Annotated in this window: 21 protein-coding genes; 15 read left to right on the top strand and 6 right to left on the bottom strand. The window is 69.0% G+C overall.

Features of this window, described 5'->3' with window-relative positions:
- Positions 1 to 222: 222 nt before the first annotated feature.
- Positions 223 to 1,614, bottom strand: a complete 1,392-nt coding sequence (locus tag E1287_RS31850) for a beta-propeller fold lactonase family protein (RefSeq protein ID WP_165969288.1) — start codon at positions 1,612 to 1,614, stop codon at positions 223 to 225.
- A 285-nt stretch (positions 1,615 to 1,899) separates the two neighbouring features.
- Between E1287_RS31850 and E1287_RS44095 the strand changes: the two genes are divergently transcribed.
- Together E1287_RS44095 and E1287_RS31845 are read left to right on the top strand one after the other, a co-directional pair.
- Positions 1,900 to 2,070, top strand: a complete 171-nt coding sequence (locus E1287_RS44095) for a hypothetical protein (protein ID WP_165969287.1) — start codon at positions 1,900 to 1,902, stop codon at positions 2,068 to 2,070.
- Positions 2,071 to 2,154: 84 nt separating this feature from the next.
- Positions 2,155 to 2,781 carry a hypothetical protein gene (locus E1287_RS31845; RefSeq protein WP_131968979.1) on the top strand — a complete coding sequence of 209 codons (627 nt, stop codon included), beginning with the start codon at positions 2,155 to 2,157 and terminating at the stop codon, positions 2,779 to 2,781.
- A 109-nt stretch (positions 2,782 to 2,890) separates the two neighbouring features.
- Here E1287_RS31845 and E1287_RS31840 read toward each other — a convergent pair whose 3' ends face one another.
- Positions 2,891 to 3,265: a hypothetical protein gene (locus E1287_RS31840; protein ID WP_131968978.1), complete on the bottom strand. Its 375-nt coding sequence runs from the start codon at positions 3,263 to 3,265 to the stop codon at positions 2,891 to 2,893.
- A 197-nt stretch (positions 3,266 to 3,462) separates the two neighbouring features.
- Positions 3,463 to 6,930, bottom strand: a complete 3,468-nt coding sequence (locus tag E1287_RS31835; RefSeq protein WP_131968977.1) for an NACHT domain-containing protein — start codon at positions 6,928 to 6,930, stop codon at positions 3,463 to 3,465.
- A gap of 308 nt (positions 6,931 to 7,238) precedes the next feature.
- On the opposite strand from E1287_RS31835, the gene E1287_RS31830 reads away from it, so the two are divergent.
- The 9 genes from E1287_RS31830 to E1287_RS31790 all read left to right on the top strand — a co-directional run bounded on the left by E1287_RS31830 (position 7,239) and on the right by E1287_RS31790 (position 17,784).
- Complete coding sequence (locus E1287_RS31830; RefSeq protein ID WP_131968976.1) at positions 7,239 to 8,348, top strand: DegT/DnrJ/EryC1/StrS family aminotransferase; 1,110 nt, start codon at positions 7,239 to 7,241, stop codon at positions 8,346 to 8,348.
- The gene (locus E1287_RS31825; protein ID WP_131968975.1) at positions 8,345 to 9,361 is read left to right on the top strand and encodes a Gfo/Idh/MocA family oxidoreductase; all 1,017 of its coding nucleotides are present in this window, start codon (positions 8,345 to 8,347) and stop codon (positions 9,359 to 9,361) included. Before E1287_RS31830 ends, E1287_RS31825 begins: the two co-directional genes overlap by 4 nt.
- Positions 9,351 to 10,979: a glycosyltransferase gene (locus E1287_RS31820; RefSeq protein WP_131968974.1), complete on the top strand. Its 1,629-nt coding sequence runs from the start codon at positions 9,351 to 9,353 to the stop codon at positions 10,977 to 10,979. The genes E1287_RS31825 and E1287_RS31820 overlap by 11 nt, the downstream gene beginning before the upstream one ends.
- Positions 10,980 to 10,982: 3 nt before the next feature.
- Positions 10,983 to 12,293: a nucleotide sugar dehydrogenase gene (locus E1287_RS31815; protein ID WP_131968973.1), complete on the top strand. Its 1,311-nt coding sequence runs from the start codon at positions 10,983 to 10,985 to the stop codon at positions 12,291 to 12,293.
- Between the two features lie 67 nt (positions 12,294 to 12,360).
- Complete coding sequence (locus E1287_RS31810) at positions 12,361 to 13,917, top strand: glycosyltransferase family 4 protein (protein WP_207934587.1); 1,557 nt, start codon at positions 12,361 to 12,363, stop codon at positions 13,915 to 13,917.
- Between the two features lie 3 nt (positions 13,918 to 13,920).
- Positions 13,921 to 15,162 (top strand): glycosyltransferase family 4 protein, encoded by a 1,242-nt coding sequence (locus tag E1287_RS31805; protein WP_243719568.1) that lies wholly within the window; start codon positions 13,921 to 13,923, stop codon positions 15,160 to 15,162.
- Between the two features lie 38 nt (positions 15,163 to 15,200).
- Positions 15,201 to 15,698 (top strand): hypothetical protein, encoded by a 498-nt coding sequence (locus E1287_RS31800; RefSeq protein ID WP_131968972.1) that lies wholly within the window; start codon positions 15,201 to 15,203, stop codon positions 15,696 to 15,698.
- 5 nt (positions 15,699 to 15,703) lie between these two features.
- Entirely contained in the window at positions 15,704 to 17,209 is a 1,506-nt protein-coding gene (locus E1287_RS45035) for a glycosyltransferase (protein WP_207934585.1), read from the top strand.
- Positions 17,206 to 17,784: a hypothetical protein gene (locus E1287_RS31790; protein ID WP_131968971.1), complete on the top strand. Its 579-nt coding sequence runs from the start codon at positions 17,206 to 17,208 to the stop codon at positions 17,782 to 17,784. Before E1287_RS45035 ends, E1287_RS31790 begins: the two co-directional genes overlap by 4 nt.
- 14 nt (positions 17,785 to 17,798) lie before the next feature.
- Here E1287_RS31790 and wecB read toward each other — a convergent pair whose 3' ends face one another.
- Positions 17,799 to 18,914, bottom strand: a complete 1,116-nt coding sequence (wecB, locus tag E1287_RS31785; RefSeq protein ID WP_131968970.1) for a UDP-N-acetylglucosamine 2-epimerase (non-hydrolyzing) — start codon at positions 18,912 to 18,914, stop codon at positions 17,799 to 17,801.
- Between the two features lie 605 nt (positions 18,915 to 19,519).
- On the opposite strand from wecB, the gene E1287_RS31780 reads away from it, so the two are divergent.
- The 3 genes from E1287_RS31780 (at position 19,520) to E1287_RS31770 (ending at position 21,715) form a co-directional block, all read left to right on the top strand.
- On the top strand, positions 19,520 to 19,909 hold the full coding sequence (locus tag E1287_RS31780; protein WP_131968969.1) for a peptidase inhibitor family I36 protein: 390 nt from the start codon (positions 19,520 to 19,522) through the stop codon (positions 19,907 to 19,909).
- 115 nt (positions 19,910 to 20,024) lie between these two features.
- On the top strand, positions 20,025 to 21,101 hold the full coding sequence (locus tag E1287_RS31775; protein WP_207934584.1) for a hypothetical protein: 1,077 nt from the start codon (positions 20,025 to 20,027) through the stop codon (positions 21,099 to 21,101).
- A 287-nt stretch (positions 21,102 to 21,388) separates the two neighbouring features.
- Entirely contained in the window at positions 21,389 to 21,715 is a 327-nt protein-coding gene (locus E1287_RS31770; protein WP_131968968.1) for a hypothetical protein, read from the top strand.
- A gap of 478 nt (positions 21,716 to 22,193) precedes the next feature.
- Here E1287_RS31770 and E1287_RS31760 read toward each other — a convergent pair whose 3' ends face one another.
- Both E1287_RS31760 and E1287_RS31755 read right to left on the bottom strand, forming a co-directional pair.
- Positions 22,194 to 22,571: a hypothetical protein gene (locus E1287_RS31760; protein WP_131968966.1), complete on the bottom strand. Its 378-nt coding sequence runs from the start codon at positions 22,569 to 22,571 to the stop codon at positions 22,194 to 22,196.
- A complete protein-coding gene (locus E1287_RS31755) occupies positions 22,550 to 22,948 on the bottom strand; it encodes an ATP-binding protein (RefSeq protein WP_131968965.1) in 399 nt (132 codons plus the stop codon). The genes E1287_RS31760 and E1287_RS31755 overlap by 22 nt, the downstream gene beginning before the upstream one ends.
- A 209-nt stretch (positions 22,949 to 23,157) precedes the next feature.
- Here E1287_RS31755 and E1287_RS31750 point away from each other — a divergent pair.
- Positions 23,158 to 23,762, top strand: a 605-nt coding sequence (locus E1287_RS31750; protein ID WP_131968964.1) for a helix-turn-helix transcriptional regulator, incomplete at its 3' end; no start/stop codon positions are given.

Genomic DNA, 23,762 nt, shown 5'->3' with positions numbered 1-23,762 from the left:
GCCCCGCGCGGCCCGCGGCCCCGCCCCCGTACCTCCCGGGACGGGGCCGCGCCCCGCGTCCCCCTGACGCTCAGCGGACGTCAGGGGGACGCGCCATTTCCCAGAGGTGCGCTCGGCCTCGCGACGCGACCAGGTCGGCGCGAGCGCCACGCTCAGCGGGAAGCCCGCGCCGCCGATTACGAACGACGCCTCACGAATTAGAGGCCTCGTAGGTCACTGGGCCTATTGGACGATGATGGTTCTGGTTGCGCGGGCGGCGGGGGAGCCGGTGCAGTGGGGCGTCTGGCCGGTGAAGATCAGGGTGGTGCCGCATCCCTCGTCGTCGGTGACGGTGAGGGTGGCCTGGTAGGTGCCGGGACGCCGGTAGACGTGGGTCGGGGTCGGGCCGCCGTCCTGGAGTGCGGCGCCGTCGCCGAACGTCCAGTCGTAGCGGGCGATCGTGCCGTCGGGGTCGGCGGACCCGGTGCCGTCGAAGCGGACGGTGCGGTCGGACACCTTGGTCTGGAAGGCCGCCTTCGGCCCCTGGTTGGGTGGGACGGAGACGCCCTGGAACGTGGGGTTGCGGCCGCCGGTCGGGAACGGTGAGCCCGCGAGCTGGCGGAGCACGCCGGTCTTCCCGATGTCGAAGGCGGCCAGGTCGTGGGTCTCGAAATTGCCCACGTAGAGTCTCCGGCCGTCGCGGCTGGGGGTGATTCCCACGGACGCCCCGGCCGATTCGAATGGCGATCCCGGAACGGGTCGCAGCGCGCCGTCACGTCCTATCGAGAAGGCGGTCACGTTTCGGGTGACGGTGGTGTCGTGGTTCGGGCTCGTGACGTAGAGGTGCCGGCCGTCGGGCGTGACCGCCGCGTCCTCGGGGAAGACGGCGGTGGGGAATGGAGAGCCGGGGACGGACGAAAGGCTCCCGTCATTGGCGATGCGGAAGCCGTACACGACGTCCGATCCGGTGCTCGCGACGTAGATGAAACGGCCGTCCGGCGTGATGTCGGATCCGTTTCCGCCGGAGCCGACCGGGACCGGCGGTGCCAGGGTGCGCTTCAGGCCGCCGTCGGGCTGGACGGCGAATACGACCATGACGTCCGCGCGTCCCTTGGCGGGGAGGCCGTGGCTGACGAAGACGAAACGTCCGTCCGCCGAGGCCGAAACGGTTCGCGGTTGGGGCGCTCCTGTGGGCACCGGTTTGCCGATGAGGTGGGGCTTTCCGTTCGCGTCGATCGCCAGGGCTGACACCGTGCCGGATTCAAGATTGGCGGTGTAGAGCGTCTTGCCGTTCGGGGCTATGGCGATGCCGAAAGGTACCTGTCCGTCGACTGGGGTCGGCTCGCCCAGCGGGCTGAGTTCGCCGCGCTCGTCGACGTCATATCCGGAGATCGTGTCGTCGCCGCCGTTGGCCGTGTAGGCCCTGCGTCCGTCAGGTGTGAACACGAAACCGCGCGGCATGGTGCCCGTCGCCACGAGGTCGCCGACCGGGGTGGGACGCCCCGTTGTCGGATCGAGCGTGAAAGTTGCGATGTCGTTGGAGAACAGATGCAGCACGTACAGCGCGTTGCGGCGACTTGGCTCTTCACCATCCGTTTCCGCCGAGGCGGATGATTGGACGAGCGGCAGTGTCATTACGACTACGCTCAGTAAGCAAACTAGGGCGCGCCTTCGACCCTTCATTGATCGACCTTCCCTCGTCATCTGTGACTTTGTTAATGGTCACGAAAAGCAGGACGCTCCGGTTCAATGCAAGGCGGGCGCGGCCGCCGGAAAGATCATTCTTGGCCGGTATTGATCAGGCTGAGGGCGGTCGAGCCAGACCCGCCGTCGTCCGCCAGGGGCTTCGGGCGCACCAGAGGACGACCGAGATGGCCCTCGGGGTGTCCATAATGCCGCCGGTGGCCGCATTATGGCTGTATGAGCGATGGCGAGCGGGACCACGAGCACGCGGCGGACCGGTGGCGAACCCTTCCCCCGCACACCCGGCTGGAAGACACGGTGGCCGGGCATGAGGTCCCGCCCAAGCCCCAGGTGATCGCCGATCCGAGCAGCACGGAGGTCGACGAGGCCACCCGATACCCCGTCTGACCTGGGGTCTCGCCCTGGCATCTCGGTGGGATCTTCAACAGGGAATGACGTCGGGTTTGCGACGCGGTCGGTAGCGTAGGAAGGGTGTTCGGCCAGCGCAAGACGTGTATCCAGGTCGTCAAGGGCCGGACGCACGACGCGGCGAGCCTGCGCGAAGCCTCCGACCGCTGGTACCGGGAGGTCGCTCCCGGCGCCCGGGGGTGGCTGGGCAGCACCGGCGGGGTGACCGACGACGGCGTCTACTTCAACCTGATGCGCTTCGACTCTCCGCGCGCGGCCCACCGCAACGACCGGCGGCGCCAGCAGGGACAGTGGTGGGACGAGGTCAGCGACCTGTTCGAGGGCGAGGTCACCGTCGAGGAGACCACCGACGTGGAGACGTTCGGACGGGGCGGCTCGGACGAGGCGGGCTTCGTCCAGATCCTGCAGACGCACGTCCGCGACCGGGAGGCGGTGCGTCCGTTCGTGCCCGAGGAGGCCCAGCGGACGCTGGCGCGGCTGCGGCCCGACATGATCGGCGGCATGTTCTGCGTCCACCCCGACGGCTCCTGCACCGGCGTGGCCTACTTCACCTCATGGGAGGCCGCCCGTGAGGGCGAGCGCACGGAGATGCCGCCGGACTACAAAGCCTGGCGCGACGAGCAGATGACCCATTTCGACCAGGAAGCCGTCTTCTACGACCTCCGCGAATTCTGGCTGCAATCCCCATGACTGCGGAAGTACCTGCCCGAACGACCTCCGAGGTGTGCTCGGGCAGGTACTTCATCTGCGAGTGGTGCAGCCGGTGCTGTCATAGCCCCGGTGGAGGGTTTCGGGAAGGTCAGGGGTTTTCGACGCCGATCCAGTTGATGTGGAAGTTGTATTGCTGGGCGTGCGAGGGCTCAACGCGCTGATCGCTCTTGTGGTGCTGCAGGTAGACGCGGAAGCCGGTGGGTGTCGGGGTGTAGATGGCGCTGGCGCTGAGGTAGTCCCACATGGTGCCATCGCCGCCTAGCGAGGCGATGTAGATGGGAGTGCCGGTGAACTCGGCCGAAGAGGTGTCGACGTCGATGTAGATGTTGTCGTAATAGATCTCCCAGCCCTGTCCGGGCGGGGTGCTGCCGAAGCCGATACGGGGAGCGGGCATGGCGTTGGTTCCTTCCTGACGCGGCAGGCCGGGGCCGTGCTCGAACCGGCCGATGATGGTCCTGTTCATCACCAAGTGTGGCGATCCGATCACCCAACGTGCTAGGTGTCGCGCTTCGCCCGCCTCGTCGCACCGGGGGCACCACCAAGGGGATCGCGGCCCGCCTCATCCGCAGTTCCGAACCGTCGACGCCCGTCTCCGTAAACTCGCCATCACGTCCCGCTGCCAACTACGTACCTTCCCGAACTCCACGCCCGGGCGGTGCGTCAGTTCCGTACCAGGACGAGTTGTGCCCGCTCTGATCGGCCGCCTGTGTCGGGTGTCAGCGCGATTAGTGCGCTTACCGTGCTGCGAAGCAGTTGCGACGTCTCCGGGTGGGAGGTCGTCTCTTCGAGAGTCAGCACCGCCAGGAGACAGGTGACCGCCGACACAAGATCGCTCTGCCGGATCGGACGGCTCCTGACCGAAAGCGGACGGACGAATTCCAGCGCGCTCGAAATCAAGACGTCCGAGCCACGAGAACTGGACTGCGAAAGTTCTCCCGCGAGAGTCAACGCCCTGATCGGATCGTCGGCAGGCGACGAGAAGGCGGCGGTGTTCAGATGGTCCTGGAAACGTCCGAACGACGCGATCACTTCTCCTCTCCGGTACACGGGGGTCACCCGATTCTCAGCCGAGGGCTCGGCGAAATGACGCGCGAGCTGGTTGCAGGCCATGCCCAAACCCATCACGACGTCCGTCCCGACCGACCACGCGGCGGCGCGGGCGAAGGCCAGGTCGCACGCGAGGTCGGCGCCGCGGCTCATGGCCCGTGCGGCGTCCACGGCGCTCGCCTGGGCGGCGGACTCGATCCGGGTGTGCCGGAGCGCGGTGGCGTAACCCCTTGCGGTGGGGCAGACGCGCGATTCGCGGTACAGGGCGTCGGTGAGAGCGCCACGGGCGATGTCGGCAGCGGAAAAGCTGCGGAGGAGGAATCCGAAGTCGTCTTTCCGGGCGAGGTCGAAGGCGAACTGGAGGTGGAGGCCGTGGGCGTCGGCGTCCTGGGCCAGGAGGTCGCGGAGCAGTTCGCCGAGCGCGTCGATGTGGTCGGGATCGTGGTCAGTGTCCTGGGTGCCGCTGATATCACGGGTGAATGCGAGGACGAGTTCGCTGGTTCTGTCGAGCAAGAGGCGGAGGGAGCGGCTCGCCCAAGGGGGCAAGTGCACCGTGGTGGCCTGGTCGAGGACGACGGCTATCGCCTGGCTGAGGGCTTGGTTCAGGACGGGGACATCGGCGGGGAGGCCGGCGGAGTCGACCTCGCGAACAAGATCGACCACCGCGGAGAGGGCGCTCTCGATGGAAGGGTCGGGGAAGCCGCGGGCCCGATGGAGATCAGTGGCCAGTTCCCGGGCCGACTCCACTGAATGTGCGGGATTCCAGTTGAAGACATGGCTGTGACCTAATGCGCGCTCGCGGACGAGGCAGCGGTATTGCGAAAGAGCGCAGGTGAGTTCGTAGGCGACGTCGATGAAGTACAGGAGCTGATGGAAGAGATTGCCGCTATCACGGGGAGCCGCGTAGGCCAGGAGGTGAGAGAACGGAACGTCGGAGCGCGGGACGAGGAGCCTGAGCACCAGCTGGAGGTGGTCGAGGATCAGGGTCGGGTAGCCGGCGATCTGGCCTTGGGTGGGCTCAAAGGGATGACGCGCCGACTCGCCGAGGATGAACTGCGGGCCACGGAATTGGTCGTCACCGTCGGCGTACAGGATCGGTGCCGCTCCTGAGTACCGGCCGCTGTCGAGAGCCTGACGGGCTTCCGTGGGCGTGGGCAGCCGGTGGTTGGCGCCGTCGCTGAACAGGTAGTTGAGCCAGAGGAGGAACTTCTCGATATCCGCTGACAACGGATTGCCGGTAATGGCCGGGACGTCGGTGTCGCGGGCATAGCGGTGCCAGAGGTCGTCGGGGACGGGCCGGGCGCAGATCAGCGTGCCGTTGTCATCGATGGTGTAGGTGTCCTGGAGGGCGCGGGCGGCGGCGACGCCGTCCAGCAGGCGGATCTCGTCGGGGTCGCTGGGGGTGACGGTGAGAAGCCGGTCGAGTTCGGCCCGGAGCGGGGGATCGAGTTCGCGGGCCTCGCTCGCGCAGGCGTAGGCCAGATGGAGCGCGGTGACGGTACGGGCGGCCAGGCACGCCTCGACGACCGGGCTGGCGTCCGCGCGCGCGGCCCAAAGGAGGGTGGTCTCTCGCCACCAGGCGTCACTGACGTTGTCCATCAGGACCTGGCGCCGGGACGCGTGCCCTGGGACGAGCGCGGCCGCCAGGTACTCCTGCAAGGTGAGGTGGGCGAAGCCGTACCGCCCGTGCTGATGCTCAAGCAGCAGGCCGCTGCGCCTGACGCGGGTGAGGAACGCCTCCGGGGTGACGTCGGGGGCGGTGCGTTGCAGCACCGGCCGGATCGCGCGCGCCGCCTGCTCGATGGGGATGTCGCGCAGGTGGTTGCGCATCATGTGCCATGCCAGTTCCTGGACGATGCGTTCCTTCCGCTCGCCGCTCAGGCTCTCCAGCTCGTGGTCGGGGAGGTTCTTCGCCTCCTGGCGGCGGTGCAGCAGGACCTGGCACACCTCCTCGTAGAGGGCGGCCCGGCTGCCGGGCAGGCTGCCGCGGTACCGGTGCACGTTGGCGATCATGGTGAGCAGCAGCGGGTTCGCGGCCAGGTCGTAGAGGGAGGGACGATCGCCGATCCGATGGAACAGGTCGTCGGCGGCCTGGGCCGCGATCCGGTCGATCTCTTCGGCGGCGCCGTCCCGGGAACGGTGCTCGATGGCCCGGTACCAGGCGTGCAGGAAGGCGCGGATCTGCCCGCTGGTGAACCGCTGCACCTGCAGGACGTCGGCGCGCGTCAGCCGGTTCGCGTCGTAGCCCAGCGGACGGGACGTGACCACGAAGGCGTTGCCCGGATAGCGGCTTATCTGCTCCTCCACCCACCGCACCACGCGGCTGCGTTGCGCGGTGTCGGCGACCTCGTCCAGGCCGTCCAGCAAGACCACGCACTGGCCCCGCGCGAGGCGCCGCTCCAGCCACTCGGCCGGGACCGTGTTGCCCAGCCACGGGGCGTCCGCCGCGATCCGCGCCAGGTTCTCCGGCTGCCCGGACTGGATCGCCTCGACATGGTCGCGCAGGTACAGCAGGACCGGAAGCGGCCCGCGGCGCCACCACCGCTGTTCGGCCAGTTCCAGTGCGGTGTAGCGGGCCAGCGTCGTCTTACCGGACCCCGCCGCGCCCAGTACCGCGAGGACGCGGCCAGCGGTCAGGAAGGACGCGAGCGAGTCCCGCCGTCCGGCGGCGGGCGGGCCGGTGTCCCTGCCGGGCGGGCCGGAGCCGATGCCGGAATCGGTGACCGTGTCGGTCACCGGCTTGGGCTGGAGCTTCACGTCGACGTAGACCTGCCGGGTCCGCAGCACGAATTCCGCTTGGGTGACCAGACCGATGGTCTCCATCTGGTCGACGGACGAACGCATCCGCCGTAAGTACGCATGACGTGCCCTCCACGGCCGCCGCCCGGGTGCTGGATTCTCAGCCGGAGGCGGGACGGGCTGCGGCACCGCCTGCGAGGCCGCTTGTGCCAGGGCGCCTAGGACGGTGAACATCAGCGCCAGGTAGCCCCAGCTCCAGCTCAGCTTCCCGTTGTTGAGAATCTGATTGACCGCCACCCCCGCGGCGACCGACAGCGACGCCGCTATCAACGCGCGGCCCATGAACCTCAGTGTTCGCACGGCGGCCGGCCCCCGGGTGTAGGACTGGAGCTTGCAAACCCACTAAACCGGCTTTACCGCGTGCTCGCCGTCCCGTCGCCAATCTGATACCTGCCGTGAATCTGGACAGTGTTCGACGTTCCCGCAGCGCGGGCATGGGGCCCCATATGATCGACTACGTCCTCGCAACGGTCTTACTTGGCTAGAATCTGCCTGTTAGGCGAGGCTTCCGCCAATTGTGAGCATCTTGTTGCGCTCCGTTTTCCCGCAGGAAGCCGCCCGCTCACCGTTATGCCCTAAGGAGTCTGTGCATGCCCGTGGAATCTGAAGGGCTCGTCCCCGCGGCGAGCCCCGTGATCGGGGAGGCGGAGATCGAGGCCGCGGTGCGCGTGCTGCGCAGCGGACGGGTCGTCCAGGGGCCGGAGGTCGCCGCGTTCGAGGAGGAGTTCTCCGAGATCGTGGCGGGACGGCACTGCGTGGCGGTCAACTCGGGGACGTCGGCCCTGCACCTGAGCCTGCTCGCGCTCGACATTGGACCAGGTGACGAGGTCATCGTCCCGTCCTTCACGTTCGCGGCCACCGCCAACGCGGTGCGCCTGGTGGGCGCCGAGCCGGTCTTCGCCGACATCGACCCGCGCTCGTTCTGCCTCGACCCGGACGCCGTCGCCGCCGCCGTCGGCCCGCGCACGGCCGCGATCATGCCGGTGCACCTGTACGGGCACCCGGCGGCCATGGACCGCATCGGCCCGCTCGCGGAGCGGCACGGGCTCGCGATCGTCGAGGACGCCGCCCAGGCCCACGCCGCGTCAATCGACGGGATCCCGGCCGGGGCGCTGGGCACGGTCGGCTGCTTCAGCTTCTACCCGACGAAGAACATGCACGCCCTGGAAGGCGGCATGATCACCACCGCGGACGCGGAGACGGCGCGGACGCTGCGGCTGCTGCGCAACCAGGGCATGGAGCAGCGGTACGCCAACGAGATCGTCGGCGCCAACATGCGGCTCACCGACGTCGCCGCGGCCGTCGGGCGCGAGCAGCTCAAGCGGCTCGCCGGGTGGACGGAGCAGCGCCGCGCGAACGCCGCGTTCCTCGACGCGAAGATCACCGCCGCGGTCACGCCGCCGGTCGCGGAGGGCGCGAAGCACGTCTACCACCAGTACACGGTCCGGGTGAGCGGGGACCGGGACGCCGTCCAGCGGCACCTGGACGAGCGGAAGATCGGCAACGCCGTCTACTACCCGACGCCCGTCCACAGGCTGAGGCCCTTCCTGAAGGACGGGAGCCCCGACCCGCGCTGGGACCTGCCCGAGACAGAGCGGGCGGCACGCGAAGTGCTGTCGCTGCCGGTGCACCCGACGCTCAGCGAGGACGACCTGGCCCGCGTCGCCGACGCCGTCAACGAAGCGGGGGGCGCGTCGTGAGCGCGCCGCTGCGCGCGGGCCTGATCGGGCTCGGCGTGATGGGACGCAACCACGCGCGCGTCCTGGCGAGCCTGGACGGCGTCGACCTCGTCGGCGTCGTCGACCCGGCGGGGCAGCCGGACGGCGCGCCGCACGGCGTCCCGATGCTGGAGTCCCTCGCGGACCTCCTCGCCCTCGGCATCGACTACGCGGTGGTGGCGTGCCCGACCGCGCTGCACGAGGAGATGGGGCTGGAGCTGGCGGACGCCGGCGTCGGCGCGCTGATCGAGAAGCCGCTCGCCGATTCGGTGGAGGCGGCGGAGCGGCTGGTGAAGTCGTTCGAGTCGCGCGGCCTCGTCGCGGGCGTCGGGCACATCGAGCGCTACAACCCGGCGCTGCAGAGCATGCGGAAGCGGCTGGAGGCGGGCGAGCTCGGCGACGTGTTCCAGGTCGTCACCCGCCGCCAGGGGCCGTTCCCGCACCGCATCGCGGACGTCGGCGTCGTCAAGGACCTCGCCACCCACGACATCGACCTGACCGCGTGGGTGACCGGCCAGGACTACGTGTCGGTGTGCGCGCACACGGTGGCGCGCAGCGGCCGTCCGCACGAGGACATGGTCTCCGCCGTCGGACGCCTGACCGACGGCAGCATGGTCAACCACCTGGTGAACTGGCTCAGCCCGCTCAAGGAGCGCACGACGGTCGTCACCGGTGAGCGCGGCTGCTTCGTCGCCGACACCCTCACCGCCGACCTGACGTTCTACGCCAACGGGGAGCTGAGCACCGAATGGGAGGCGCTGCGGGCGTTCCGCGGCGTCTCGGAAGGCGACATGATCCGGTACGCGATCCCGAAGCGGGAGCCGCTGCTGGTGGAGCACGAACGGTTCCGCGACGCCTTCATCGCGGGCAGCGGGGACATCGTGACCCTGCGGCAGGGCCTGCGGACGGTCGAGGTCTCGGCGGCCGTGCTGGAGTCGGCGAGACTGGGCGAGACGGTCACGCTCCCGAGTTCGGGGGTGCTAGGTGCCGTCTGACCAGGGGGGCGGCGAAAGCACCGTGGACGTCACGGTCGTCGTCGCCGTCTACAACACGATGCCGTACCTCACCGACTGCCTGAACTCGCTGGTGAAGCAGAGCATCGGCGCCGGCCGCATGGAGGTCGTCGCGGTCGACGACGGCTCCACCGACGGCAGCGGAGCCGAGCTCGACCGGTTCGCCGAGGAACACCCGGACATCGTGAAGGTGCTGCGCCAGCCGAACTCGGGCGGCCCCGCGGCACCCAGCAACCGCGCCCTGGACGTCGCCCAGGGCCGCTACGTGTACTTCGTCGGCGCCGACGACCACCTCGGCCGCGAAGCGCTGGAACGGATGGTCGAGGCCGCCGACGGATGGGGCTCGGACGTCCTCGTCGGCAAGATGAAGGGCGTCAACGGGCGCGAGGTCAAGCAGGACCTGTTCGCCGAGAACCGCGTCGACGTCGACCTGTTCGACTCGCCGCTCCCGTGGCTGCTGTCCAACTGCAAGCTGTTCCGCCGTGACCTGGTGGAGCGGCACAAGCTCCGCTTCCCCGAGGACATGCCGATCGGCAGCGACCAGCCGTTCACCATCGAGGCGTGCGTCCGCGCCGAGCGGATCTCGGTCCTGGCCGACTACACCTGCTACTACGCGATGCTCCGCGACGACGGCGGCAACATCACGCAGGGCGCCGTCGAGGTCTACACCCGCCTGGAGTGCGCCGAGCGCCTCTTCGAGTTCGTCGCCGGGCTCCTGGAGCCGGGCCCCGGACGGGACGCGATCGTCCACCGGCACACCAAATGGGAGCTGACGAAGCCGATCCGCGAGGGCCTCCTCGAACTGGACGACGACGCCCGCCGCGACGTGTGCGCGCGGGTCGGCGCCATCGTCGACCAGTACGTGCCCGACGACGTCCTGGCCCTGCTGCCCATCGCGCGGCGTGTTCGTCTCCGCCTGGCGCAGCGCGGCGATGTCGACCGCCTCTGCGAGGCCATCAAAGCCGACGCGGCGGAGCAGACCTTCGCCGTCACGCTCAAGAACGGCCGCGCCTACTACGCCTACGAAGGTTTCGAGGACGCCGACGTCGGCCTGCCCGACGACCTGTACGAGATCACCAAAGGGCTGCGCAGGCGGCTCATCACCGAGGTGCGGGCGGTCGGCGCGCGGCGCGCGGACGACCTCCTGGAGATCACCGTCCGGACCCCGATCAACGGCCCCGACGCCGACGACCCGAAGGTCGTGCACCTCGCGTTCGCCGTCCGCGGCCGCGACGGGCGCGTCCGCCTGGACGAGGCGTCCGGCGCGGAACTCGACCGCGCCATCTCCGGCGACGGCCTGACGCTGACCGTGCGGATGCCGAAGAAGCTGCTGTTCGCGTCCGGCACGGCCAAGCGCACGTTGAGGCTGATCGTCCGTGCGTCCGGTGAAACATACGACGTCGCCGTGCCGGCCGCACTGCCCGGCCCGTGCAAATCGCTCGTCTGGCACCGGATCAGGCCCTACCGTCTGTCGGTGCGCGGCGACGGGCGGGGCACCACGGCGATCGAGACCCGCCCGTCCTTTCCGTTCCGGGCCGTCGTCAGGCGGCTCCGGCGCGTCCTGCTCCTTAGAGGCGCCACGTCCCCTGGAGGTAAGTAGCACATGCGGATCTGCGTGGTCGCGCTCGGCAAGATCGGTCTCCCGCTCGCGGTGCAGTTCGCCCGCAAGGGCCACCGGGTGACCGGCGCCGACGTGAACGAACGCGTCGTCGCCGACGTGAACGCCGGCCGCGAGCCGTTCCCCGGCGAGGCGGACCTCGGCGTCCACCTCGCCGAGGCGGTCCAGGCCGGGCTGCTGACCGCGACGACCGACACGGCGGCGGCCGTCGCCGAGTCCGACGCGGTCGTCGTGGTCGTGCCGCTGTTCGTGGACGAGGCCGGCACCCCCGACTTCGGCTGGATGGACGCGGCGACCCGGTCGATCGCGGCGGGCCTCCGTCCGGGAACCCTGGTCAGCTACGAGACGACGCTGCCGGTCGGCACCACCCGGGGCCGCTGGGCGCCGATGCTGGCGGAGGGGTCGGGCCTGACCGCGGGAAGCGACTTCCACCTGGTGTTCAGCCCGGAACGCGTCCTGACGGGCCGCGTGTTCGCCGACCTGCGCCGCTACCCGAAGCTCGTCGGCGGCATCGACGACGCGTCCGCCCGGCACGGCGTGGAGTTCTACGAGCAGGTCCTCGACTTCGACGACCGGCCCGACCTCGACCGTCCCAACGGCGTCTGGGACCTCGGCTCCGCCGAGGCCGCCGAGCTGGCCAAGCTCGCCGAGACGACCTACCGGGACGTCAACATCGGCCTCGCCAACCAGTTCGCCCGCTACGCCGACACCGTCGGGGTGGACGTCACCAAGGTGATCGAGGCCTGCAACACGCAGCCGTACAGCCACATCCACCAGCCGGGCATCGCGGTCGGCGGCCACTGCATCCCCGTCTATCCGCGGATGTACCTGTGGAACGACCCGGACGCGACCGTCGTCCGCGCCGCCCGCGACGCCAACCTGGCCATGCCCGAGTACGCCGTCGGCCTCCTCGCGGACGCCTACGGCGACCTCACCGGCGCCGGGGTCCTGGTGCTGGGCGCCGCGTACCGGGGCGGGGTCAAGGAGACGGCGTTCTCCGGCGTCTTCCCGACCGTGGAGGCGCTGCGGAAGCGCGGGGCCGTCCCGTACGTGTCCGACCCGATGTACACGGCGGAGGAACTGGAGACCCTCGACCTGCCGCCGCACCGTGGCGAGCCGGTGACGGCCGCGATCGTCCAGGCCGACCACGCCGCCTACCGCGACCTGGGCGCCGACGACCTCCCCGGCGTCAAGGCCCTGGTCGACGGCCGCCGCATCACCGACCCCGCCCGCTGGACGGGCGTCCACCGCGTCGTCATCGGCGCCCCGGACCAGGGCGCCGGCCCGCCACGGTGAGCCGGGCCCCGCGCCCGACCGGCCTCGATCCCGGATGACCTCGTCTGAACCGAATGGAGAAGACCGAATGCAGACCGAAGACGAGAGCGGCCTTCAGGGGGGCGGCCCCGGCGGTGACCGCGCCGCGGAGTCGCGCGGCCGCGTCGTCATGCTCGTCGACAACGGCGTCGAGAGGGATTCGCGGGTGCAGAAGGCGGCGACGTCGATCGCCGCCGCGGGCTGGGAGGTGCACCTCATCGGCTGCACCACGGGCAAGAAGAAGATCCGCTGGACGCTCGGCGCCGCCGAGGTGCTCCTCGTCCCGAGGGTGAACGTCCTCGGCACGGCGCGGTACCGGGCGCTGCGGTCGATGGTCCGCCGTCCGCTCGCGTACGCGCACCCGGACGTCGCGGCGTACCGGCGGCGGCTCGCCCAGTCCCGGCGGGCCGACATCGCCGCGAGCCGCCTCGCGCCCGGTTTCGACGGGCCGGCGGGGAAGGCGTGGCTGACGGCACGGCGCGTCACGGCGAAGGGCCAGCAGCGTTGGGTCGCGCTGCGAGCGCGCCAGACGGATTCCCTGGTCAAGGCGCGGAAGGACCCGAACTCGCCGGTGGAGCGTCTCACGCTCGCGTTCTGGCAGAAGCTGCTCGGCCACCGGGCCTGGCGCGTCCTCGACCGCGGCCTGTGGGACTGGGACACCGCGTACGGGAAGGTCATCGACGGCCTCGAACCGGACATCATCCACGCCAACGACTTCCGGATGCTCGGCGTCGGCGCGCGTGCCGCGCGGCGGGCCCGCGCCAAGGGACGCCCGGTGAAGCTCGTGTGGGACGCCCACGAGTTCCTCCCGGGCACCCGCCCCTGGCACAACGATCCGCGCTGGCATCCGGCGGTCTGCGCGTACGAGCGCGAGTACGCGGGGGCGGCGGACGCGGTCGTGACCGTCTCGGAGGCCCTGGGCGAACTGCTGGTCGAGAACCACGGCCTCAAGGAGAAGCCGGGCGTCGTGCTCAACGCCCCCGTCGTCGAGGACATGACCACCACCGGCCCCGTCCCCGACCTGCGAGAGCTGTGCGGCATCGACGAGGACACCCCGATCGCCGTCTACAGCGGCGGCGCCGGACCGCAGCGCGGCGTGGACATCATGGTCAGTTCGCTGCCGCGGCTTCCCGGGCTGCACGTCGGCTTCGTCGTCCCCGTGCCCCAGGGCGGCGACGTGAAGCGGCTGCACAAGCTGGCCGACGAGCTGGGCGTCCGGGACCGGGTGCACATCCTGCCGTACGTCCCGTTCGACCAGGTCGTCCCGTTCCTGTCGGCGGCCGACCTCGGCGTCGTCCCGATCCACCACTGGCCGAACCACGAGATCGCGCTGATCACGAAGTTCTTCGAGTACTCGCACGCGCGGCTGCCGATCGTCGTCAGCGACGTCAAGGCGATGAGCGAGACGGTCCGGTCCACCGGGCAGGGCGAGGTGTTCCGGGCCGAGGACGAGGACGACTACGTGCGCGCCGTCGAGGCGGTGCTGGACGACCCGAAGCGGTACCGCGCCGTGTACGACGAGCGGCCCGACCTGCTCCGTTCATGGACGTGGGAGGCGCAGGCAGAAATCCTGGACGGCGTCTACACGCGGCTCAAGAACCCCTAGGTGATGATGAACAAGACCGAAGACAGGGACGTGGCCGTCCTCACGCCCTGGTACCCCACCCCCCAGCAGAAGTTCGCCGGGGCCTTCGTCCAGGCGATGGTCGCGGCGACCGCGCCCGGCTGCGACAGGGTCACCCTCTACCACACCGACGGCTGGCCGCTGAGAATGGCGCCGGAGGAGTCGGCCGCGGCCGAAGCGGCCCACCGGAGCCTCATGCCCGTCGCGCTGGACCACGTCCCGACGGTCGCGGGCGCACGGCTGCTGCGCGTCCCGATCCTGATGCGGGGGCGCACCTTCGCCGAGCAGGCCCGCGAACACGCGAAGTGGCTCGGCGAGGCGCTGAACGGCGAGCCGATCCCGGCGCCGGTGGTGCACGCGCACGTCGGGCTGCGGGGCGGCTGGACGGCGCTGGAGAACGCCCGCCCGGACGCGAAGGTGTTCGTCACCGAGCACGCCTCCTACCTCCATCAGGTCCTCGAACAGCCGGACTCACGGGAGCTGTACGAGCAGGTCCTGGACCGTTGCACCCGCTTCCTCGCGGTGACCGACGCCCTGCGGGAGCAGCTCGCCGAGGCCTTCCCCGCCCTCGCGCACAAGATCGACGTGATCTCCAACCCGATCTCCTTCGACCTGACCCGGCCCGAGCCGGTCACCGAGCTGCGCCGCTGGCTGTACGTGGGGAACCTCATCGAGCGCAAGGGCGTCGGCTGGCTGCTCGAGGCGTTCGCCAAATGCCACGCCGAAGATCCCGAGCTGACGCTGACGCTGGTCGGGGAGGGGCCGCTGGCCGGACAGCTCGAGGAGCGGGCCGCCGAGCTCCAAGTCCAGGACGCGGTGTCGTTCCTCGGCGCGGTCGCCCCGGACGAGTCCACCCGGCTCATGCGCGAGCACGACCTCCTCGTCCACACGGCGCGCTGGGAGACGTTCGGCGTCTCGGTCATCGAGGCGGTCGCGGCCGGCATGCCGGTGCTCGTCACCCGCTGCGGCGGGCCCGAGCGCACCCTGGCAGGCATAGAACGCCTGGTCGGGGAGATGATCGACGTGGAGGAGGACGCGGAGTCGATCGTCGAGGGCTACCGCCGGCTGCGCGGCCGGTTCCCGGACGAGCTCGACCTGCCCGCGGGCAGGCGGGTGCTGGAGGAGCGGTTCGGCTACGGCACGGTGGCCGAGGCGCATTACCGCCACTGGTTCCCGGAGACGAGTGAGGACGGAGAAGGGGATGTGAACGGGGGAGGGGAGAAGTGAACGTCCTTTTTCTCGCTCTCGGCGCCACACGCAAGCACGTGATCGTCGCCGAGGCCGAACAGGTCATCGCCGCGGGCGGGGCGGCGACGGTGCTCGTGCGCAAACCGGCGAAATGGCGGAACGATCCGCTGCCGGAAGGCGCCGACATGGTCGACTTCTCCAAACTGCTGCGCGGCTACAGGCCCGCTGTTCCGCGGCTTCTGCTGGACCGGATACCGCTGGGCTTGATCCGCGTTTGCACGCCCGGCCCGCTGCGCGGTTTCGGGGCGCGGGTGCAGTCCTTTCATCGGCGCCGCGTCGCCCGCCCGATCCACCGGCGGCTGGCCCGCTTCTACCAGCGGAACCTGACGGAGGTCCAAAGGCGCATCGTCGAGCGCCATGTGCTGAGCCCGAAGTCGCCCGACCTCGTCGTCGTCGGCGACGCGGAGTCGATGGTGACCGCGTCCGAGCTGCGGGACGTCTTCGCCGGAGCGGGCGCCCGGATCGCCTATACCGCTGCTCACGAACTGACCTCGGCCGGCCACGTCAAAGGATGAAACGCATGGGCAAACGCCGTCCGCGCCTGCTGTATCTCGCCTTCTATTTCCCGCCTTCCCGGGCCAGCGGCGTCTACCGCCCCCGGGCGACGGCCAATCTGCTGGTCGAGAAGGGCTGGGACGTCACCGTCTTCGCCGCGCCGCTGCCGTTCCTGCGCGACGCCATCGGCTCGTTCGACGAGAAGCTCCTGGACTCGGTCGACCCGCGGATCACCGTGGTGCGTCCGAACCTGAACCAGTTCGTGTGGCAGCGGAACCTGCGCGACTTCAGCAGATTCCGCGGGACGTTCCCGCACTTCGCCCAGTGGGTCTACAACTTCGGGCAGAAGCACGTCTTTCCCGAGAACTACGCGTCTTGGGCCCGTGCGAGCGTCCGGCAGGCGCTGCGCATGCACGCGCGTGAGAGGTTCGACGTCGTGCTGGCGACGGGGAATCCGTTCGCGTCGTTCGCGGCGGCCTGGCTTTTCAACCGGCTGACCCGGACGCCCTACATTCTCGACAACCGCGACGCCTGGACCCTCGACCTTTTCAGTGAGGAACCCGCGTTCGAGGATGGCCACCCGGCCTTTTCCTGGGAACGGCGGGTGCTGAAGCGGGCGTCCAATGTCGTCTTCGTCAACGAGGCGCTGCGGTCCTGGCACGCCGAGCGCTATCCGCGGGTGGCGGACCGGATGCTGGTCGTCCCGAACGGCTGGGACTCCGACACGCTCGCCGGCGCGGTCGAGCCGCCCGCGAAGATCCGCAACGGGCGGGAGGAGCGCCGCCCCCGTTTCTCCTACGTCGGCACGCTGACCGGCAAGCAGCCCATCGAAGCGATGATCGACGGATTCGCCCGCGCCCGCGAGCATCCCGATCTGGCCGGCGCCGGGCTCGACCTGCACGGGTATCTCGGGTTCTTCAAGGGAGCCGACAGCAAACTCCTCGAACGGCTCGCGCCCGCGTCCGACGACGAGGCCGACACCGAGCAGAATGAGCAGAACGGGCAGGCCGAGCGGATCGAAGAGGCCGAGCAGGGGCGGCGGCAGACCGAGCGGGTCCAACAGGATCAGCAGGACCAGCGCGACCAGCAGGACCAGCAGAGCGAACAGGCCGAGCAGGATCTGGCGCCGGGGGTGCATTACTGCGGGCCGGTGTCCAAGACCGAGCTGCAAGAGGTGTACCGGAACTCCGACGTGCTGGTGTTCCTCGCGGGAGGCGCGCGCTACGTCACCTCCGGGAAGATCTTCGAGTACATGGCGGCGGGACGGCCGATCGTGTCGGTCCACGCGCCGGGGTCGGCGGCCGAGGAGGTCCTCCGGGACTACCCGCTGTGGTTCAACCCGGGCGGGCTCGAACCGGAGGCCATCGCCCGGTCGATGGTCGAGGCCGCGAAGGCGGCGGCGGGCCTCGACCAGCGGCAGATCGCCGAGGCGTGCGACTACGCGGCGCGCTTCGAGCGAACCGTGTCGCTGGAGCCGCTGGTGCGGAGGCTGACCGAACTGGCCCCCCGCAGGGGCGCCGACGCCGGATGACCGAGCTGGGAGGCGAAGACGTGAACGGTGGGCCGTCCCCGCGCGTGCTGATCCTGGTCCTGGACCCCAGGAGCCACAAGCGCAATTTCAAGAGGGTCGCCGGGCTGGCCAGGCATTACCTGGACAAGGAGGGTGCCGAGGTCGATGTCGTGACCGCCGAATCGCAGGGCTGGTGGCGGCTGGACGAGCGGGCGCGGCTGCACCTGCTCGACCAGGCCGAGGCCAGGCACCCGCTGCCGTGGCTGGAGCACACGATCGTCAGTAGGGCGCCCCGGGCGCTCGTGTGGCCGCTGAAGCGGCTCGGCCGCGCCGGCGCGTTCCTCGACCGCGCGCAGCTCCGGGCGTCGGGGATCGTTCATCGGCGGCTGTTCATGCCCTTCTACAAGCACGTCCGGCCGCTGCTGTTGATGCGGATCACGCGACGCTACATCGACCGCGGCATCGACATGGCAACGATCAGCCGCGTCATCGTGATCGACGACACGTCGGTGCCGTTCGCCTGGCGACTGGCCCGCCGCCACCCGGGCCTCACCGTGACGACCCGGCAGGTGCGGACCCTCGAACCCGAGGTCTGAGAACGTCCCGGGGCCTACCGGCGCACGCGTTCGGCCAGGATCGCCGCGACGGCCTCAGCCGCGCGTCCGTCACCGTACGGGGTGCCGCGCGGGACGTCCGGGGCCGGTCGGGTGGCGGTTTCCGCCCAGTGGACGGGGCCGAGCGCACCGGGGTCGGCGACCAGCTCGTTCCATCCGCCGGCGAGGGTCTCCGGCCACTCCGTCTCCGTCCGCAGGGTAGTGCACGGACGTTCGAGCAGGAACGCCTCCTTCTGGAGACCCCCGGAGTCGGTGATGACGCCTTGCGAGCCGAGCACGGCGGCGACCATGCCCGCGTAGGGCAGCGGACGTCCGACACGCAGTGCCCCGCGCCCCAGCTTGATGCCGTGCGTCTCAGCACGGGCGACCAGCCGGGGGTGGGCGAGCAGCGCGACCTGGACGGGGAGGTCGGCGAGCGAGTCGACGAGCGAGCCGAGCCGGACCGCGTCGTCGGTGTTCTCGGCCCGGTGCAGGGTGGCCACCAGGTACGGCCGCTCGGGGTCGATCCCGTCCGGAAGTCCCTCGGGAAGGCTCTCCGGAAGGTCGCCGCCCGTTCGGGCGAGGACCGTGTCGCGGATCCGGAGGCACACGTCCACCATCACGTCGCCCGTGCGGACGCTCCGCTCCGCGAGCCCCTCGGCGGCGAGGTGGCGCATCGCCTCCTCCGTCGGGGCGAGCAGCAGGTCGGCGGCGTGGTCGGTGAGGACGCGGTTGTGCTCCTCCGGCATGCGGCGGTTGAACGAGCGGAGCCCCGCCTCCAGGTGCGCGACCGGAAGGTGCAGCTTCACGGCGGACACCGCGCCCGCCAGCGTCGAGTTCGTGTCCCCGTACACCAGGACCCAGTCAGGACGCTCGCGCTCCAGGATCGGGTCGAGGGCCGCCATGACGGCGCCGGTCTGGACGCCGTGGCTGCCGGACCCCACGCCGAGGTGCACGTCCGGGTCGGGGATGCCGAGGCCGGAGAAGAACACGTCCGAAAGGTCGGCGTCGTAGTGCTGGCCGGTGTGCACGATGACGTGCCGATGGCCCGCCGCCCCGAGCGCGGCCGCGATGGGAGCGAGCTTCACCAGCTGCGGGCGCGCGCCGACGACGCTGAGGATCTTAAGGCTCATGCTTCCTTCTCGATGAGAACCGTCTTCTCGTCCCCGTGACGGTTCCGGTCCCCGGGGCGGCCGCGCAGCAGGCACCGGCCGCGGAGCCCGTCGGCCTGGCATGCTACACCGTCCGGGTGCACAGCGAGGTCGAAGTAACCTCCTTTCCTATCGGTTCTGTAGACCGCCCGAAAACCCCCTGCCGCCACCCGTTGGCCCTGCGGACCCACCTGGTCGGCGTCCGTATGTGGCCGCGCCGGCTGAGGACCTCACTGGTTTGATCGCGTTACCACCCATGTCAGACATCTTTGTGTGGCCTGAATAGGCCAATTGGGTGTGTTCCCTCCAAATCGAAGTGGAGCGCCCGGTTGGGTGGAGGCCCTTGAATTTGGAAGGGTTAAGGGCTATAGCGCCCCTGCGGAAGTACTCCGCTAAGGTGCGTGATGACAGCAAATTGACCTATTAGAAATAATCGAGTTGGCCGATGGTGGTCAATGAGCTTGATCCTCTCTGGGGTGATCATTCATCTTGAACGTTGATGGCGGCAAATCGGAGGGAGTTGCAATGTGCCGACGCATCGCAGTCAAGAAGAGTGTTCTGATGCCTGGACTTAGGGAGGACCGGCGATGAGGTGGAAACAAAAGACCGCAAGTGTCGCGGCAGTGCTCGCTTGCGCGGCGGGCGGCGTCGTCGCTGGGGCGGCCCCGGCGCAGGCGGACGGCCCATGCCCTTCGGGCGCGCTGTGCATCTGGGACCAGACCAGCTTTCAGGGCAACCGCATTCTGACACGCAGCACCAATGCCTGTTACCGCCTGGGCAATTACACGTTCTTCGGCGTCGACTCGTACGACAGCAACCTGCCCGTGAACGGGTACATATGGCACTGGCAGGGCGGCGCCAACTGGACGCGAGAGAGGACTCTGGTGTCCGGCGGATTTAGCAGTAACATCGGCGTCCCGGGCCTGGGTGCCCTCCCCGACGACTACCTCTGCATGGGGTCCGCCACCCCTCCGTAGACCCACCACGCTGCCAATCGTGAGCGAACAGCCGTGCGCGGCGCCCGCATACTCGGCGACAGGGGCGGGCGCCGGCGCACGGCAATCCTCGAACCTGTACGAGAGAGCTGGTGGCATGACCGAAAGACCCTCGCGGCCCGTGTCCCACACCGCGGCCAGAAGATTCTCCGTGCTCGTCACCTTCACGGTGATGCTCGCATGTCTGTGGCAGTCTCCGGCCGCGGCCGACAGCGGCCCGGTGACGCGGACGCTGCTCCTCCAGGACCGGAGCTTCACCCGCGACGGCGCCGTGGCGCTGGTCAGCCGGACCATGACCCTGAACGCGGGAGAGTCCAGGCACGTTCGCGGCCGTCTGGAAGCCACCAGCTCCACCACGGCGATCACCGGTATGACGAACGCCATCCGGTGTGTGAACTCCTCGGGCGCGACCGTGGGCATCAAGTCCGCGTCCGCACGCAACCACGAGGGGTCCGACACCACCTCGTACGCCATCCCGGGGCACCTTCCGATCTACGCCGATCTGCTGTTCACCGCGCCGTCCGCGGGGACCTACACCTGCAGCCTGGTGGCGTCGACCTACTCGACCATCGGCAGCGACTACCGGCTCACCGCCGTCCGGAACAGCACCTGGCTCGAGACGAGCGACGTGGACCAGGTCGGGGCGCGGTGGTGGCAGAACCCGGCGTGCGAGAGCGCCGACACCAACGGCGCGTGTACCTACGTCGGCGCCGGCGAGGCGGACCCCTCGGCCTGGGTCTTCTACAGCGACGGAACACCTCGGTACAAGTGGCAGGCGCACCCGGCGGCGACAGCGGTCGAAGCACGGGCCAACCTCATGCTGACGACCTGCCCTCGCGGTACCGCCTCCTGCGCCGACCGGATGGAGAACCACGACCGAGGCACGAACGCCGTGGTGGCCCTGCGGTTCGAGTTCATCCAACTGGACACCACCGCACACGCCTGCCGCACCCACCAGCAGGCCACCCAGAAGACGATCACTGACGACGCCCACCACTACGTCACCTACTTCTCCCTCGCGGCCATACCGATCGACCCCGCATGCGGCACCCGTGAGTTCCTCATGCGCATCTACGTCAAGCATGTGTCGGGGCAGACGGTGAAGATCGACGGCGTACAGAGCGGGTCCACTTCGCTGACGAACGGCATCGCGTTCAACAGATTGGGAGCGTGAGGTTCTCAAGCGTCGTCAGGCCGCAGCGTTGAGCCCGTAGCTCGAAGGGCTCTTCCAAGATTCTCGTGGTGACGGATGGTGTTCAGGCGAGGGGTATCCGTTTTCGCAGTAACGATAGGCCGGCCCGGCATAGGACTGGCGCTTGAGGAGCATGATTTAACTGACAACGCCGTCACGCTATTGAACGCGAGGTCACGTGACCACGGTCACGCAACGGACAGCACACTCGCGATTTAGCGACTGAAGGCCGATCACTAAGAGTCACTGTTCCCGGGTAAGGAGATGCGATGCGACGAGTCGCGATCAATGTCGGAGTTCTGGTGGTTGTGGGAGCTTTCGCCGCACCGGCCCCGGCAAGCGCCGCATCCGGCAAGCTGACTTTCGACCAACGCAACGGTTACCGGATCACCGTCGAGAACCCTCCAGCGGGGGCCTGTTACAACTTGTCGTCCCAGGCCGGCCACACCAAGGTCGGTATCATCAATAACGAGACCAGCAGACCGATCAAGGTCATAAGGGTGCCGAACTGCAGCAATCAGGCTGGCTGGTTCTATCTTGCACCGTCCACGAGTACGCTCTACGCGCCAGATGAGAGTGTTCTGATCCTAGAGTGACCGATCGGTGGCTTTCTCACCGGCATCAGGGTCGGCAGGTAATAGGGCGGCCGTGCGTGGGCTGCGCGGCGGGAGCGGACGGAATAGGCCGCCTGCCCGCGGACGTCCCCAAGGTGGCCCAGAACGAAAAGGCTGTACGCGCTGTACGTCCTGGCGCTCTGCCTTGGCCTGCGCCGTGGGGAATTGCCCGGGCTGCGCAGGGAGGACGTCACCCTCGTCTTGTGCCGTTCCTGCGACGGGGAGGGCGAATGCCAGACCTGCGCAAGTAACAATCACCTTGCCGCCGTGGTGCGTTGGCGGACCTTACGATGACCTCATGGTCCGCAACGCCCAAAGTGAACCGCTCCACGTGCCATTCCAGATGCAAATCTCGGGGGCGGCGTGGCGCAGATTGTCGAGGGCCTGGTCGGGTTCCAGTGGCCGCCGGACGGGGCCTGCGGTACCGGGGCTCGGGGACTGTGGGGCATCTCCGGCCGGGTTACCAGGTGGAGGGGAACATGCGGTGTTTGAGGAGGCCGTCCACCTCGTCGGCTGCGCGTTCGGGGTCGCCGCAGGGGTAGAGGTAGCCGTGTCTGCCGCGTCCGGCCTCGTAGTAGGCCCAGTTCCCGCCGGGTGTGGCGCGGACGATCACCGGGGCGCGGACGTGTCGGTCTGGCCCGAATGCGAGGACCCATAGGAGTGCGGGACGTTTGGGGAACTCTTCGGCCTGGTAGAGCTTGATGCACCGGTAGCCCTTGAGCGTGATGGTCTCGGCGAGCAGGTCGAGGTGGCGGATGGCCGTGGCGCGCCCCAGACGGGTCCGCCACCGCAGCAGGTGGCGGCCCGCCTGGACGTTCAGCGGGCGCAGCGGGCCCATACGATCTTGCCGTCCTTTCCGAGCCGCCGGACGCCCCAGTCGTGGACCATCTGCGTCATGAGCAGCAGGCCGCGCCCGCTCTCGGCGTCGCCGTCCTCGTCCCGGACGACGGGGAGCGCGGTGCCCTCGTCCTCGACCTCGATGACGGTGAGGGGCTTGCACCCGTCCGGGAAGACGCGGACGACGATGCGCCCGACACCGACGTGCTTGTAGGAGTTGGTCACCAGCTCGGTAACCACGAGCCGCCCGACGAAGTCGTCGTCGTGCCCCAGCTCGTGGAACCGCTCGGTGAGGTAGCACCGCGCTTTCGCGGGCGCCTGGTCGGACGGTTCCAGGACGAGCGGCGGCGACTCGGGTGCGAGTAGCACTGCGGGCATTGGTGAATCTCCCTCCAGCTTGGACGGTGGCTGATCTCGAACGGGGCCAACCCGCCAAACCGGAAGTACCCGCCGTAATCACCCTGTGTTATCGAACGACCACCATCCAGCCACAGAAAGACGTACGATTTCAGGGCAGCGACAAGGCAGTACCGAAACGCTCACACACGCTGTCGTGCCGGGTACCCGGATGGGAAGGACTGACGTCCATGCAGAGAAGGACCACAACCGAGCTGCTGAGCTTTGGAGCGGAGGTGAGGCGTCTCCGCAAAGCTGCCGGTCTCAATCAGCAGAAGCTCGCTGACCTGGTCAACGTGACCCGCAGTTACGTCACGCAGGTCGAGTCTGGCCGGACGCGCTGCCGCCGAGACTTCGCCCTGCGGCTCGACAGGGCGCTCAAGTCCGGCACGACCCTCGTCGAAGCCTGGGACGAGCTACTAGAATCGATCAAGTCCGACAAGTACCCCGAGTTCTTCGCCAACTTCCCGAAGGCCGAGCAGTCGGCGATCATGCTTCGTGCTTACGAAGAAAGAGTGATTCATGGGCTGTTCCAGATAGAGCCCTATGCGCGAGTGCTGCTCAACGACGATGACGCAGTCAAGAACAGGATGCGCCGCCAAGAAGTACTGACACGAGACCCCGCGCCATCGGTAACGGTCGTCATGGACGAGACCGTTCTCCTTCGAGAGGTCGGTGGAAAAGAGGTGATGAGGGCACAACTCGAATACCTTATTGAGCTCTCCTATAGAGCTAAAATAAATATACAGATAGCGCCAATCAGCAACATACGTAATGTCTGGGCAACTTTCACGAT

This window comes from Actinomadura sp. KC06 (assembly GCF_004348735.1).
Classification (GTDB): Bacteria; Actinomycetota; Actinomycetes; order Streptosporangiales; family Streptosporangiaceae; genus Spirillospora.
Note: the sequence above shows the minus strand (reverse complement) of the source record. Positions and strands in the feature narration are given on the sequence as shown.